Source organism: Streptomyces barkulensis (genome assembly GCF_002843305.1).
Taxonomy (GTDB): Bacteria; Actinomycetota; Actinomycetes; order Streptomycetales; family Streptomycetaceae; genus Streptomyces; species Streptomyces barkulensis.
This window is the reverse complement of sequence record NZ_PGSG01000029.1, coordinates 44,863-58,708: the sequence shown is the minus strand read 5'-3', so window position 1 is coordinate 58,708 and position 13,846 is coordinate 44,863. Positions and strand designations below refer to the sequence as shown.

Here is a 13,846-nt window from a genome sequence, read left to right as displayed (position 1 = left end):
TCCCGCCCACCAGCGAGGCCGGCGTTCCGGTCCCTCCCGCCAGCTCCGAGACGGTCACGCACCCCCTCGCCGCCGGGTCGGCGACCAGCCGCCGTCGCTCAGGCCGTACCAGCGGCCCGGATGCTCGCTCTCCAGGCGGCAGGCACGGCACCAGCGCGGCGGGTCGCCCACGGGGACCTGAGCGGGCCGCCCGTCGGCGTCGCGGATGACGGCGTCGCAGGCGGTGCAGTGCGCGATCGGCATGCTCGAACTCCTCGTGTCCGGGGAGAGATGAGAGGGCTCCCCAGGCGGAAAAATAGGGAGAGAAACGGTCAGGGGCGCGGGGTCTTCCTCGCGTACGTGCGCATGTGCACCCCCCCGCCCCCCATTCCCTGAGATCGGGATGACCGGGTGCGCGAGGAATCGGTGCCTGCGGCCGAAGTGGCGGTGACTCCTGGATCGCCGCAAATGGGCTGGCGCACCGTTGTCGCCGTCACTGGCGCAGTTCACCAGCGCTGTGAATGGTGCACGGATCATCCGTGCCGTATTGCGGCGGTGGCGCACTTACTCCAGTGGCGCATCGGCTCGCACTCGCCTTCGCATGGCCGGTGCAGGACTCGACAGGATGTTGCATGCGATGAGGCAAGCAATGCAGTCATGCATCTATCACATGTCTCTGTCTTGGTCTCTACTACTTGACTGCATTGTCATACGAAGACTGCATATCATTCACTTGCAATCATTACATCAATGCAGTTCATCGAGTAAGTAGCCACGAACAGATGCATGTAAGCGAATGACTGACAACAGCAGCTCAGCATTCAGCTCTGTTACAGAAGGACTGAATCAGTACACAGCAACAACGTGCGACTGTGTACTGATTCAGAATGAACCTTCGTAAGACAGGGACTTGTGTACGGATGGACAGTTCCGGTGCGGGGATCATCCCGCCTCCCGGTCCTCGTTGCGACCCGCCCGTACGGCGGCCTCCCTCCGGTGCTCCAGCCGGGACAGCCGGTCCCTGGCCCGCTTCAGTGCCTCCTCGGCATCGCCCAGCCGGTCGCGGGCGGCCTCCTCGGCATCGGCGATCCTGGCCTTCTCGCGGGCGGAGACGCGCTGGCGCACGGGCACCGCACCGTCCTGCCGCATGACCATGCTGGACGTGCGGACGCCCGCCTGGTCGGCGGCGAGCAGCGCGTCGAAGTGGGCGGACTGGGCGGCGGTGAACTCGGCCAGGGCGGCGTCCACGGCCTTCTCCGCCTCCGCGACGGCCGGGGCGTGCTCGACCATCGCGGCCCCTTCGGCGGGCCCCGGGGGGTCGTAGGTGGGGTAGACGAGATAGCCCTCGGCGTACTCGTACAGCCCGGCCTGCATGCAGTATTCGCCGATGCGGACCGTCCGGCAGCCGAAGTCGGTGCGCTTGCGGCCGCACCGGGGGCAGGTGCTGCGGCCAGCGGCCTTGTTCTCGCGCGGTGTGCGCATCACTCGCTCCTCCCCAGCGCCCGGTCCACGGCCGCCTGCTTGGCGCGCTCGACGATCGCGGTCAGGTACTCGGAGTTCTCGATGTCCAGGTTCAGCACACGGGTTCGGAGCATCAGGGCGGCGTTGGGATGGATCTCCGACAGGTCCCCGATCTCCAGAGCAGCCTGGACTCGTCCCTGCGCTTCCTCGGTCGGGCTGCCATAGGTCTTCTCGGTCATCGCCAATTCCTTTCCAGCCACTCGAACTTGGCCTTCTCCTCGTAGGTGCGTGCTTCGGATTCGTCACCGCCGGCGAGGTGCCGCAGCTCGTGGGCGGCTACGCGGTGGGCCTCCTCGGCCGACAGGGCGCTGTGCAGCCAGATCGTGTCCGGCTCGGCCTTCGGGCGGCAGCGGCCCAGCAGCGGCCTGAGCGAGCGGAACTCGACGTGCCCCTCCTCGTCCTCGGCCGAGAACCACTTGACCCGCACGGCGTCGGGGAGTCCCAGTTCCCCCGCGTACCTGACGACGGCCGCACGGGCGGCGTCCTTCGTGCCGTCCGGCACCAGGGAGTCGAGGTCGCGGGAGTACCCGACGCCGTCGCGGCGGAGCATGTCCTCGTGCACATCCAGCAGTTCCGCCTGCACGGCCTCGCAGTGCAGGGCCCGCTCGTTGCGCTCGGCGATCTCGGCCAGCTCTTCGAGGTCGAGCCGGGCCTTGATGGCCGCGAGTTCGGCGCGGGTAGAGCCGCGCCCCTTCAGGGCGAGCAGGCCGGTGCCGATGGAGGCGGCCTGAATGACGGGGCTCACTTCCCTGACCTTCACGCCGGTGATGAACCGGGTGGGGCGGCCCTGGGCGTCCTGGCCCATGTGGGACTCGATGGAGTCCAGCGACCAGGAGAACTCGGCGAGGTCGCCCAGCCCTTTGAGCATGGCGTGCGCCTCGCGCCCGGCGGCGGTGTCGAGGAACAGCCGCCCCGACAGTCTGGCCTTGTTGCCGTCCACGTAGATGCGGCCCCGCCCGATGGGCCGGGCTCCCTGCCACGACGAGTGGTTCCAGTCGCTGATGATCACCTGGCCGGAGCCGATCGCGCCGGGCTGGACGATGTCGCCGTCGTGGTCGCGCACCCCGAGGGTGGCGAAGACGGCCTCGATGGTGCCGGATGCGCCGCCGCCGGACCGCGCGGCCTTGACGCTGACCGAGCCGCGCGTCGTCTTGCTCTCCATCGCTTCACTCCTTCCTGCTCCTGCGGGCCGCTTCGGATTCGACGGCCGCCGGGTCGAAGCGCCAGCCGCCCCGGACCTTCCGGCCGCCCAGGTGGCTTTCGGCGAGGTTCCGGATGTGCCGTTCGCTGAGGCCGAGTCGCTGGGCCGTCTCGGGGACCGTCATGGACGACTCTGGCCCGGCCGCGCCGGTCGGCGTTTCCGCGTTTCCGCCCACCGTCCTGAGCTGCTGGGATGCGTTTCCGGCCGCTGCGAGCGCGGCAATCGAAGCGTCCAGCTCGGCACGGTCCGCCGGATGGACCGCATCGAATCCGCCCCGACGCATGTACACGCGCAGCGCGGTAGCCATCAGCAGGGCCGTGTAGCCGCCGACGATGACCGACTCCTCGGTGATGCGATGAGTGCTCATGTCGGCCTCCTGCGCAGCGGGCAGCCCCGGTCGTGCTGGCCACTGGGCATGGTGCAAAGAGCACAGGCACTCTCCAGCGGCGTCAGCGGCGTCCGGGGCGGCCTGCATGGCTCCGGTGCGGCCAGTTCGTCGTCGGCCGGGTCGGCGGGGCCGTGGGGGGTGTCTCCGACGCCCATGGGGATGGAGGGTTCGCTCATGGTCTTCTTCCTTCTCAGAGAGGTTCCGCGATCTTGTTCTTGCTTTCGTCCTCAAGGCCCCTCGAACCGACTCGGTTCCCGGTTCCCGCTAAAGACGGGAACCGGGGGAACCGTTCTGTCGGGCATTCGAAGCGGTTCCGGGAACCGGTTCCGAAAAGGCGGGAACCTGGGAACTACACCGGGTCGAATGCCTCGTCGGCGAGCGGTCGGCCGATGTAGTGGGCGACCCGGTTGCCTTCCTTCGCAGCCTTCAGAAACCCCTGGTCGATCAGCCACCGCTTGGCCCGGAGAAGACTGTTCTTCCTCGCCTTCACGGCGTCCTCGATGTCACCGGCCGTGCAGCCGGGTGCCTGGGCGATGTACTGGACGACCGCCCGGCACACGCGTTCCTCGGGCTTGATCTCAACCTCGATGACGTCCGTCTCGCTTCTGGGCGAGGCAGGCCACAGGGTCACGACCGGCTCCGGTCCACCGGTGAAGTCCACGGTGAGGTCGCCGCGCCACCTCGGATTGGGCCCCGGTGCTGCCTCGCGCCGCACCGAGCCGTGCCGGTCTTTCTCGACCTTGAGGCGCAGCCGTCCGGCCTCACCCGGCGCGACCTGCTGCACCGCCTCAACCAGGTAGGAGGCCCCGGTGATGCAGGACTTCTTGTGCTGCGAGCCGAGGGCCCGGTTGCCGTCGTGGGGGGTGTGGTCGATGACGGCGACGCCCCAGCCGCCGTGGGCGAGGTCCTTGGTGGTCCGGGCGTGCCAGGTGGCGACCTCGGCCTCATCGCGCGGCGACAACCCTTCCAAGGCCATCCCCTCGGTCACCCCGTCGAAGACGGCGAGGGTGCCGCCCAGGTCCACGGAGGCCATGAATGCGGCCTTCTCCGCCTCGGTCATGGGGCCGTTCGGCTGGTGGTACCGGAATCGGTCGCCGCGCAGCACCTCTTCCGGGACGCCCAGCAGCAGAAGCCGCCGGTAGACCGAGGCCGCGTCGTCCTCGTAGTCCACGTAGACGACCCCGTTCCCGGCCCTGAGTTCCTGTGCCACGACGTACTGGACGAGCCAGGACTTGCCGCTCTCCGACGGTCCGATGACGGAGTTGACACAGCCTGCGTAGAAGACCCCGTGCGGCGGCTCGCTGGGGGTCTCGGCGAACCGGCCGATCGTCGGCTCCAACGGGTTGCTCGCGGCCTCCAGAGCCTTCTCCGGGTGAACACGCACCCAGGACGACGGCTCATCCGTCTGAGCGGCGTACAGCCGGTTCTGGCGGACGGTCTCCACAAGCTGAGCGAACTCGGTCTGCTGACTTGCCGGGACGGCAAGCCAGGTCCCGGCCGCCTTCAGATTGTCCGGCGCGGTGACGTAGGCATACGCCAGCGCCTCCAGCGCGAGAGAGGCCAAAGGGGTACCGTGGAAAGTGGTTGTTGGACGGTCGTCGAAGGAGAAATCCCCGGCGGCCGTCGTCTTGTCGTCTTGCATGTACTCGTACTCATAACTGCGGGTCTGAGCGGACAGAGGGATCGGTCAGACGGCGGTGGCCGGGCAGTCGTCTTCGTGCTCCATCCGGGCGTGGAGCACCCGCCCGGCCTTCGCCGCCGCACGGCGCTCGGCGCGGTTCGGGAGCGCCATGCGGGCACCACAGCCGGGACAGACGCCCGTCGTGTTGGCCACGCGGCGCACGGCCAGGGCGTCCTTGACCTCCTGCGGCTGGTCTTCCGTGAGGGCGGGCTGCACGACCAGGACGCGCTCCCCGTCGGCACGGACCGCCACCGTCAGGTCGAACTTGGGGCTCACGGCGTCTCCTCCCGCACGGCCCGGTTGGCCGCCCACCAGGCCCTGAAGCGGGCGTTCTCGCGCTCGGGGTCGGCCCAGTAGCGCCGCCGCGCGTACTCGCGCTTGCAAGGCGCGCACCTCGGCCCCTGGTCGCGACCGTTGCGGTAGACCTCGCTGCTCCCGCAGACCGAGCAGGCAAAGCCGGACTCTCCCTTGCTGCGGCCCTGCTCGGCGCTCACTTCTCGGCCGCCTTCCGCAGATGCGAGCGGATGTACTTCTCCACGTCCTCGGCCCGGTAGCGGACGCGGGTGCCGATCTTCACCCAGTCCGGCCCCAGGCCCCGGTAGCGCCACTGCGGAGGGGTGCGGGGATCGACGCCCAGAATCTCGGCGACTTCCTCGGAGGTGAGCAGCCGGTCAACTCCCTTGGCCATTTCGGTTCTCCTCGGTCTCGGATAACGGGAATTTCCCGTGACCCCCATTGCAGCCGAGCCACCCGACAGAGCCCCGGGGTTTCGGACACGAGAAACCCCAGAAAACCGACATCCAAGACGCACCTGAGTCTCTGACCTGCACTTCCCTGATCTCGCGAAAGTGACCTTCGGGGTAGATATCCACCTCGGAGAACGGATCCGCAGCCTCTCTCCCGCCATGACCGGCAGCGCAGTACGCTGGAATTCAGGGCAGCGATAAGAACGCGCCCATATGGAGGCGAAGCACCATGGCCGCCGTCGTGGATCTCTGGCACACAGAGAAGCCGAAAACTCCGCGCGGAAGGTGCGCGGAGCACAAGAAATTCCCAACTCCCCTGCACGGCAAGGGCCGTCGGTGGCAGGTCCGCTGGCGTGCGGCCAACGGCAGGCAGCGCAAGGAGACCTGGGCGAAGCGGGCCGACGCCGACCGCCGGGCCGCCCAGGTGTCCGCCGAGCTGGCACGCGGCCTGCTGGGTGACACCGCCACCGGCCGGGAGACCGTCCGTGAGGTGGCCGAGCGGTGGGCGGCCACGGCCCACCACCGGCCGGGCACCGCCGAGCGCACGGAGCGGGTGCTGCGGCTGCACATCCTGCCGCTCCTCGGAGACACGCCGATCCGGGCCGTCACCCGCCGGGACATCCAGGCGTGGGTGGCCGACCGGGCGGAGGTACTCGCGCCCAGCTCGATGCAGTCCACCTACGCCGTCCTCGCGTCGATCTTCAGCGAGGCGGTGCGCGACGGGCTGATATCCCGGTCGCCGTGCTCGCGCATCCGGCTGCCCGCCGATGTCCGCCGGGAGATCCGGCCGCCCACGGCCACCCAGGTGGCCGCGCTAGTGGACGCGGCCCCGGCGCACTACCGGGCCGCGCTGCTGCTGGCGGCCTCGGCCGGGCTGCGGTGGGGCGAGGTGTTCGGGCTGGAGGCCGACGCGCTCGACCTGAGGGCCGGGACGGTTACGATCCGGCGGCAGCTCGTCGGCCCGGCCGCCGGTCTCCCCTATCTCGACCGGCCGAAGACGGCCAAGAGCCTGCGCACCGTCCCGCTCCCCCAGGTGGCCGTGGAGGCTCTGCGCGCCCATCTGCGGGCCTTCCCGCCCCAGGGCGTCGTGCTGGACGACCGGACCGACCCCAGGCGTCCTGAGCGGCGCACGGCGATGCTGGTCTTCCCCTCGGCCGAGGGTGAGGCGCTGCGCCGGTCGAACTGGTCGCGGCGGTGGGAGAAGATCGTCGGGCGGGCCAACCGGGCGCTGCGGGAGGCCGGGCAGGAACCGGTCGCCGAGCGCACCACGTTCCACACTCTGCGGCACGGGTACATCTCGACCCTGGTGCAGGCAGGGGTGTCGATCAAGGCCGTGCAGACGTACGCCGGGCACTCCAACCCCGGTGTGACGATGAAGGTGTACGCCCACGTCCTGCCCGGCGCGGACGACACCGCGCGGACCGTGATCGAGGCGGCCCTGGGCGCAGCGCCCATACTGCGCCCAGCGGCCCCGGATCCTACGGTTTCCGCTGGTCAGGAAGGGGGAGGCAGCGACCGGACCAGTAGCGGCCACCGGAGACGCACAGCGCCTCGTACACCGGCATGTCCAGCGCCCCGCAGGCGGTCCGCAGCCGCTGGGCGAGAGGCCTGAGCCGTTCCATGACGGCCCGGCCGCTCTCGCCGGCGGCCGGATCCCGGCACAGGAAGACGAGCGCCGCGTCAGGGCTGTCGCCTCGCGGGACGCCGCTGCCGCGCAGACAGTCGGCGAGCTGTTCGGCCAGCTCGGGCCATTCCCCTTCCGCGGCGGGAATGCCCACGCGGAGCCGGCCGCCGAAGCGGCCGCTCGGGCCGTGGAGACCGACCAGGACGACGGAGTCGTCGGGGTGGTAGCCGAGGAGGTAGGGGAGGGAGTCGACCAGCTCGGCCGGACCGCGCAGGGTGACCTGGGCGGTGGTGGACGGCTGTCGGGAGGATTCGCTGTGCTGTGTCATGCCCTGACAGTGACGCGGACGGACGGGATGGCGTGCGGCTCCGTCCACAAGTGGCCTCGGTAAGAACATTTACTGATATTCCGGTGATCACCTCAGCTGTATGGACCCCTGGTTGTCCACAGGCGGTTCGCACGGTGTCGGTGTCATCGGGTTGCATGGACACATGAGCGAGGAGAATCTGCGCACCGCGGCCGACGCCGTACTGGCCCGCCTCACCGGCGACACCACCGGTACGGCGAGACTGCGCACCGACCAGTGGCGGGCCGTCGAGGCTCTGGTGGTGGAACGCCGGCGGACCTTGGTGGTGCAGCGCACGGGCTGGGGCAAGTCGGCGGTGTACTTCGTGGCGACCGCGCTGCTGCGCGAGCGCGGCGAGGGACCGACGGTGATCGTCTCACCGCTTCTGGCGCTGATGCGCAACCAGGTCGAGGCCGCGGAGCGCGCGGGTGTCCGCGCCCGGACGATCAACTCGGCGAACACCGAGGAGTGGGAGACGGTCCACGCCGAGGTGGCCGCGGGAGAGGTCGATGTGCTGCTCGTCAGCCCGGAGCGCCTGAACAACCCCGACTTCCGCGATCAGGTCCTGCCGAAGCTGGCCGCCACGACCGGACTGCTGGTGGTCGACGAGGCGCACTGCATCTCCGACTGGGGGCACGACTTCCGGCCCGACTACCGGCGGCTGCGGACGATGCTCGCCGAGCTCCCCCCCGGCGTCCCGGTGCTGGCCACCACCGCGACGGCCAACGCCCGGGTGACGGCCGACGTGGCGGAGCAGCTGGGCACCGGCGGGACGGGGACGGACGCACTGGTGCTGCGCGGCCCGCTGGACCGGGAGAGCCTCAGCCTGGGAGTGCTGCACCTGCCGGACGCGGCACGTCGGCTGGCCTGGCTCGACGGCCATCTCCACGAGCTGCCGGGCTCCGGCATCGTCTACACGCTGACGGTCTCGGCCGCCGAGGAGGTGGCGGCGTTCCTGCGGCAGCGGGGGCACACCGTCGCCTCCTACACCGGGCGGACGGAGAACGCCGACCGGGAGGCGGCCGAGGCGGATCTGCTGGGCAACAGGGTCAAGGCACTGGTGGCCACCTCCGCGCTGGGCATGGGCTTCGACAAGCCGGACCTGGGCTTCGTCGTCCATCTCGGTTCCCCCTCCTCCCCCATCGCCTACTACCAGCAGGTGGGCCGGGCCGGGCGCGGGGTGGAGCACGCCGAGGTGCTACTGCTGCCCGGCCCGGAGGACGAGGCGATCTGGCGGTACTTCGCGTCCCTGGCCTTTCCCCCCGAGGAGCAGGTGCGCCGCACCCTGGACGTGCTGGCGTCGGCCGACCGGCCGCTGTCCCTGCCCGCCCTGGAACCGCTGGTGGAACTGCGCCGCTCGCGGCTGGAGATGATGCTCAAGGTGCTCGACGTGGACGGGGCTGTGCGGCGGGTGCGCGGCGGCTGGATCTCCACGGGAGAGCCCTGGTCCTACGACACCGAGCGGTATGCCTGGGTGGCGCGGCAGCGGGAGGCCGAGCAGCGCGCGATGAAGGAGTACGCCGCCACCTCCGGATGCCGGATGGAGTTCCTGCGGCGGCAGTTGGACGACGCGCAGGCGGCGCCCTGCGGACGGTGCGACAACTGCGCGGGCCCGCGGTTCGGCACCGATGTCGATCCGGCGGCGCTGGAGGCCGCCCGGGGAGAACTGGGACGCCCCGGTGTGGAGGTGGAGCCCCGCAGGATGTGGCCGACGGGGCTCCCCGCGATCGGGCTGGATCTCAAGGGGCGCGTTCCTCCGGGCGAACAGGCCGCTCCCGGCAGGGCGCTGGGCCGGCTGTCCGACATCGGATGGGGCAACCGCCTGCGTCCGCTGCTGGAGCCGCCCTCACAGGACGGACCGGTGCCCGACGACGTGGCCGGCGCCGTGGTCTCCGTACTCGCCGACTGGGCGCGGGGGCCGGGCGGCTGGGCCTCGGGGGAGGAGGACTCGCCGGCCCGCCCGGTGGGGGTGGTGACGATCGACTCGCGGACCCGGCCACAGCTGATCAGGTCTCTCGGGGAGCGGATCGCGGCGGTCGGCCGGATACCGCTGCTGGGCACCGTGGAATACACCGACGGGGCGTCGGACACCCGTATCCCGCGCAGCAACAGCGCGCAGCGGCTGCGGGCCCTGCACGGTGCGCTGACGGTGCCCGAGCCGCTGGCGGAGGCGGTCACGTCGGCCGGCGGCCCGGTACTGCTGGTGGACGACGTCACGGAGACCGGATGGACCCTGGCCGTGGCCGCGCGGCTGCTGCGCCGGGCCGGGGCCCAGAAGGTGATGCCGCTGGTGCTGGCCGTGCGGGGATGAACCGCGGCCGCCCGCCGCTCCGCGGCAAAAGGTCCGGCGTGACCAGGTCGACTCGGTGTTCCATTGCCGCGACCGTGTTCACCCGTGAGAATTGGTGCGGTGCCACGGAGGGAGGACCATGACCGTCGGCTTCGTCTCACCGCCGCCCGCCGAGACCCCGTCCCACGCCGGACGCCTTCTCGAACCCGCCGAGTGGGCCGCTGCCGGGATCCCTCTGCTGCGCAGCCCGCGCGAACTGGTCGCCGGGCTGCACACCCGCCACCGGCCCGGGCCGGCCACCTCCGTCGTCGCGGTGCTCGGCCCGGACGAACGGATCATCGCCAGCGCGTCGTTCTCGCGGGCCAACTCCACTCCGGACGGCTGGGAGTGCCGCAACGTCCTGCTGTCCCAGCTGCGCAGGATCGTCCCTCACGACCTGCGCCGCCGCAGGCCCTCGCGGACCGCCGTCCTGCTGTGCTGCCGTGAGGACGGCTCGGGCTGGAGGGACGAGGACGGCGCGTGGATGTGGGGGCTGCGCGACGCCTGCATACTGCACGGCCTGCGGTGCGGGGCGTACATCACGCTGACCCGTACCGGCTGGCAGGTGCTCGGCGAGGACCGCGGCGGACGACGGCCGTACGTCGGCGGCCCCGCCGCCTGGGGCGCACGGCCGGAAAGCGGGGGCCCGGGGGACGAGGCCGCGGAGAAAGGCGGCCCGGGAAGGAACAGCCCCGGGAAGAAGGGCCCGGGGCACTCCGGGGCGCGGCGGAGTACGACGGCCCGCTGACCCGCCGGGCGGCGGGCCGCGGGCCGGAGCGCCGATTCAGAGCAGGGTGCGCAGCCGGCCCGGATCGCCGCAGACGATCAGCCGCGACCCCGTCCTGGCAAGGGCGGCTGGCAGCGCCCGGGCAGCCTGCTCGTCCGTCCCGCCGTTGACGGCGAGCACGACGACCGGGCGGCCGGTGGTGCGCTCCGCGGCCGACGCGTGGGCGTAGAAGACGTCATCGCCCTCGGCCTGTTGGCGCCAGTAGGCGTCCTCGCCGAAGGTGAGCTCGTGCTGCGCCCAGGGGTGCTGCTCACCGGTGGTGAACACCAGGACGTCGGCGGGCGAGCGGCCCTCGTCGAGCAGCCTGTCGACGGCCTCGTCCGCGACCTCGACCGCGGTGGCGTCGGTGGCCTCGACGAGCTGGATCTGCGGCGCGGCCTTCCCCGGATCCGCCTTCGCGTCCGCCGCCTCCTCCGCGGGGCGCGAAGGCCCGGCGTTACGAGCCGGGGCCGGCCTGCCGGGAGCGGGACGGCTGCGGTCGGCCCGCTGCTGCGTCGGCCGGGGGCCCGGCCGGGGGCCGGGAACGGGTGCGGAGGGGCGGGGGACCTGTGGGGCCCGGGCGGTGCCCGTCATGTTGCGGGGGCCGGGGACATTCGGGTGGATCTTGGGCTCCTCGGAGCTGTGCGGCATGGGGTGTTGTCTATCAAACGCCGGTGCGGGACGCGCCAGCGGGTTCGGAAAAAGATTCGGTTTCGAGTCAGAAGAGGCCGATCTGCTCGGTCCGCTCGGCACGCGCCCGTTTCAGGTGCCGCCAGCGCGGCAGTGCGTCCAGATACGACCACGACAGCCGGTGGTGGGGCGTGGGCCCCAGCTCCTCGAGGGCGGCACGGTGGACGGGCGAGGGATAGCCGGCGTTGCGGTCGAAGCCGAACTCGGTGTACTCGGAGCCCAGTTCGGCCATACGGGTGTCCCGGTGCACCTTGGCGATCACGGATGCCGCGGCGACCGGGACACACGATCGGTCACCCTTGATCACCGTGCGGACCCGCCAGGGCGCCCCCAGGTAGTCGTGCCTGCCGTCGAGGATCACCGCGTCGGGACGGACCGGCAGCGCCTCCAGCGCACGCACGGCGGCCAGCCGGAGGGCGGCCGTCATGCCCAGTTCGTCGATCTCCTCCGGAGAGGAGTGCCCGAGCGCGTGGGCGGTCACCCAGTCGGTGAGCCGTCCGGCGAGTTCGGTGCGGCGGGCGGGCCCGATGAGCTTGGAGTCCGTCAGCCCGTCGGGCGGCCTGCGCAGCCCGGTGACCGCCGCGCAGACGGTGACGGGCCCCGCCCAGGCGCCCCGGCCGACCTCGTCGATCCCGGCGACGACCCTCGCTCCCGTGGTGGCCCGCAGGGAACGTTCGACGCGGTGGGTGGGAGGCTCGTACGGCATGGCGTCAGCCAGGGTACGCCCCGCCGCCCGGGGGACGTCCCCCGGGGCCGGAGGATCTCCAGCCGCCCGCAGGTACGATCCGGCACGCCCCCGCGCGGTTCAGCGGGATTCGAGGCTCCGCCCCTCCCGGTCCAGCCGCCCGCAGGGGGAAGTGATCCGGTCGGCGGGACGTTCGGTGAGCACGGCGCGGGCCCGCGCCTCGCCGTAACTGGTCGCGTACCAGGGCTTGTCCCCGCCGAGCACGTCGTCGGCGATGTCCCGCAGGGCGCAGGATCGCTGAGGCTCGGGCAGGGCGTCGAGGGCCGGTACGGCGTCCGCGGAGAGCCCTTTCAGATAGGCCAGATCGATCTGCCCGGTACGTTCGAAGCGCCGCACGTTCTGCTCGGCCACCAGGGCGTCCGGCGAGACCAGTCCGAAGCACAGCACGGCGCCCGCCGCGCTCGCCGCCACCGCGCGCGGCAGCCAGCGCGCGCCGAACACCCCGGCCGCCATGATCAAGGCGATGACGACACCGAGCCACAGCTCGGCCCCGGCCACGGACACCCTGAGCCTGGTCAGGCCGTACGCGTCGACGTACAGCTCCATCCGGCGCAGGGCCGAGAGCACCACGACGAGGGTCAGCGCGCACAGGACGCCCAGGACGGCGCGGACCAGCGTACGGTCGCGCGCCGCGCCGCGCGGCGCCCAGCGCAGGGCCAGTGCGATCACGACGAGGGTCAGGAGGGTGACGGTCAGCAGCTGCCAGAAGCCCTGACGGGCGTACTCCGAATAGGTCAGCCCGGTCTCTTCGAGCACCTTGTCATAACCGCCGAAGAGGACGGCGAGCTGGATGGCTATGAACACGGCGAACAGAGCGTTCAGCACGATCAGGGGAAGCGCCCACTCCACGCGCCCCCGGGGGCGCCCCCGGCCGCCCTCGACGCGGTCCCAGCGCCAGGGGGCCGCGGCGGTGCGGGCCGCTCCCAGCGCGGTCGCCAGCCCCAGGACGAACAGGAGGGTGTGCGCCGGTCCGTCCGACACCGACACCTCGGGCACCAGCCCGGCCAGCAGGTCCGCGAAGGCCGCGTCCGCCCCCGCGAACAGCGCACCGAAGACGGCCAGCAGCACGGCCGCGACGCCGGCCGTCCGGACGGCGGGCCACCAGCGGTCGCGCGAACCGTCCGCCCGCTCGCGCAATCCGCGCCAGACCCAGAGGGCGCCCGGCAGGACCTCGCCGACCGCTCCGACACATCCGATCAGCGTTCCGCGCCAAGTGCGCGTGCCGTGCAGTGCCAGTGACCCCGACGCGAGGGCCGCCGCCAGCGCCAGGAAGGTCGGCCACCCCGCGTCCCGCAGCGCGGGCACCAGCAGCAGTGCCGCTCCGCCGGCGGCCCACACCAGCGACCACGGGCGCACGCCGCGCCCCGCGGCCCGCCCGGCGAAGTACGCGGCGAGGGCGGCCGGCGCAGCGGCCAGCAGCACGTTGAGGCCCAGTCCGTCACCGAGCAGCAGCGCGGCGAGCACCCCGGTGGCCAGCACCGCCCAGAGCGCGGCTGTGCCGATCGGCCCGGGTTCCTCCGGTCTGGCGGCCGTCACCCAGGCGGGCGGGGGCGGTGGCTCGTACGCGGCCCAGGAGGATGCCCCATGGGTCGCGCCGTGGGTCGCGCCGGGCCGCCGTCCGTCCGGGGCGGCGGGCTCCCCCGTCGTCCGGACGGACTTCTCCGGCTGCTCGGCGCCACCGGGGGCGGCCTCTCCCCGCCGGACCTCCCCCCGCCGTGCCTCCTCGTGCCCGTCCTCCCCTCGGACGGCATCCTTCGGCGGAGTGTCGTCCACCTCGTTCGCCCCGTTCACCGCGGGCACGCCGGACGGCTGATCGGACATGGGCTCCCC

General features: G+C 71.8%; 16 protein-coding genes and 1 pseudogene. 3 read left to right on the top strand and 14 right to left on the bottom strand.

Annotation, left to right across the window (positions count from 1 at the left end; genetic code table 11):
- Positions 1-54 precede the first annotated feature (54 nt).
- From CUT83_RS06990 to CUT83_RS06950, 10 genes are all read right to left on the bottom strand, one after another.
- Positions 55-243 (bottom strand): hypothetical protein, encoded by a 189-nt coding sequence (locus CUT83_RS06990; RefSeq protein WP_158238977.1) that lies wholly within the window; start codon positions 241-243, stop codon positions 55-57.
- A gap of 678 nt (positions 244-921) precedes the next feature.
- Entirely contained in the window at positions 922-1,461 is a 540-nt protein-coding gene (locus CUT83_RS06985) for a hypothetical protein (protein ID WP_101255011.1), read from the bottom strand.
- Positions 1,461-1,679 carry a hypothetical protein gene (locus tag CUT83_RS06980; RefSeq protein ID WP_101255010.1) on the bottom strand — a complete coding sequence of 73 codons (219 nt, stop codon included), beginning with the start codon at positions 1,677-1,679 and terminating at the stop codon, positions 1,461-1,463. Before CUT83_RS06980 ends, CUT83_RS06985 begins: the two co-directional genes overlap by 1 nt.
- Positions 1,676-2,662, bottom strand: a complete 987-nt coding sequence (locus CUT83_RS06975; RefSeq protein WP_101255009.1) for an HK97 family phage prohead protease — start codon at positions 2,660-2,662, stop codon at positions 1,676-1,678. The genes CUT83_RS06980 and CUT83_RS06975 overlap by 4 nt, the downstream gene beginning before the upstream one ends.
- A 4-nt stretch (positions 2,663-2,666) precedes the next feature.
- Entirely contained in the window at positions 2,667-3,068 is a 402-nt protein-coding gene (locus CUT83_RS06970) for a helix-turn-helix domain-containing protein (protein WP_101255008.1), read from the bottom strand.
- Positions 3,065-3,265 (bottom strand): hypothetical protein, encoded by a 201-nt coding sequence (locus tag CUT83_RS29795; protein ID WP_143688504.1) that lies wholly within the window; start codon positions 3,263-3,265, stop codon positions 3,065-3,067. The genes CUT83_RS06970 and CUT83_RS29795 overlap by 4 nt, the downstream gene beginning before the upstream one ends.
- A gap of 173 nt (positions 3,266-3,438) precedes the next feature.
- The gene (locus CUT83_RS06965) at positions 3,439-4,653 is read right to left on the bottom strand and encodes a hypothetical protein (RefSeq protein WP_101255007.1); all 1,215 of its coding nucleotides are present in this window, start codon (positions 4,651-4,653) and stop codon (positions 3,439-3,441) included.
- Between the two features lie 123 nt (positions 4,654-4,776).
- Positions 4,777-5,046 carry a hypothetical protein gene (locus CUT83_RS06960; protein ID WP_101255006.1) on the bottom strand — a complete coding sequence of 90 codons (270 nt, stop codon included), beginning with the start codon at positions 5,044-5,046 and terminating at the stop codon, positions 4,777-4,779.
- A complete protein-coding gene (locus CUT83_RS06955; RefSeq protein WP_101255005.1) occupies positions 5,043-5,264 on the bottom strand; it encodes a hypothetical protein in 222 nt (73 codons plus the stop codon). Before CUT83_RS06955 ends, CUT83_RS06960 begins: the two co-directional genes overlap by 4 nt.
- Entirely contained in the window at positions 5,261-5,458 is a 198-nt protein-coding gene (locus CUT83_RS06950) for a helix-turn-helix transcriptional regulator (RefSeq protein ID WP_101255004.1), read from the bottom strand. The genes CUT83_RS06955 and CUT83_RS06950 overlap by 4 nt, the downstream gene beginning before the upstream one ends.
- Positions 5,459-5,745: 287 nt before the next feature.
- Between CUT83_RS06950 and CUT83_RS06945 the strand changes: the two are divergent.
- A pseudogene (locus CUT83_RS06945) lies at positions 5,746-6,900 on the top strand (tyrosine-type recombinase/integrase); the annotation flags it as partial.
- 94 nt (positions 6,901-6,994) lie between these two features.
- Here the strand turns inward: CUT83_RS06945 and CUT83_RS30800 are convergent.
- Positions 6,995-7,468 (bottom strand): DUF4192 domain-containing protein, encoded by a 474-nt coding sequence (locus CUT83_RS30800; RefSeq protein ID WP_101255002.1) that lies wholly within the window; start codon positions 7,466-7,468, stop codon positions 6,995-6,997.
- A 163-nt stretch (positions 7,469-7,631) separates the two neighbouring features.
- Here CUT83_RS30800 and CUT83_RS06935 point away from each other — a divergent pair, with 163 nt between their 5' ends.
- Positions 7,632-9,797: a RecQ family ATP-dependent DNA helicase gene (locus CUT83_RS06935; RefSeq protein ID WP_101255001.1), complete on the top strand. Its 2,166-nt coding sequence runs from the start codon at positions 7,632-7,634 to the stop codon at positions 9,795-9,797.
- Between the two features lie 118 nt (positions 9,798-9,915).
- The gene (locus tag CUT83_RS06930) at positions 9,916-10,563 is read left to right on the top strand and encodes a hypothetical protein (RefSeq protein ID WP_101255000.1); all 648 of its coding nucleotides are present in this window, start codon (positions 9,916-9,918) and stop codon (positions 10,561-10,563) included.
- A 36-nt stretch (positions 10,564-10,599) separates the two neighbouring features.
- On the opposite strand, the gene CUT83_RS06925 is transcribed toward CUT83_RS06930, so the two are convergent.
- The 3 genes from CUT83_RS06925 to CUT83_RS06915 all read right to left on the bottom strand — a co-directional run bounded on the left by CUT83_RS06925 (position 10,600) and on the right by CUT83_RS06915 (position 13,837).
- On the bottom strand, positions 10,600-11,232 hold the full coding sequence (locus tag CUT83_RS06925) for a hypothetical protein (protein WP_101254999.1): 633 nt from the start codon (positions 11,230-11,232) through the stop codon (positions 10,600-10,602).
- Positions 11,233-11,299: 67 nt separating this feature from the next.
- Positions 11,300-11,977, bottom strand: a complete 678-nt coding sequence (rnhB, locus tag CUT83_RS06920; RefSeq protein ID WP_101254998.1) for a ribonuclease HII — start codon at positions 11,975-11,977, stop codon at positions 11,300-11,302.
- A 99-nt stretch (positions 11,978-12,076) separates the two neighbouring features.
- A complete protein-coding gene (locus CUT83_RS06915; RefSeq protein WP_101254997.1) occupies positions 12,077-13,837 on the bottom strand; it encodes a DUF4153 domain-containing protein in 1,761 nt (586 codons plus the stop codon).
- Between the last annotated feature and the right edge of the window lie 9 nt (positions 13,838-13,846).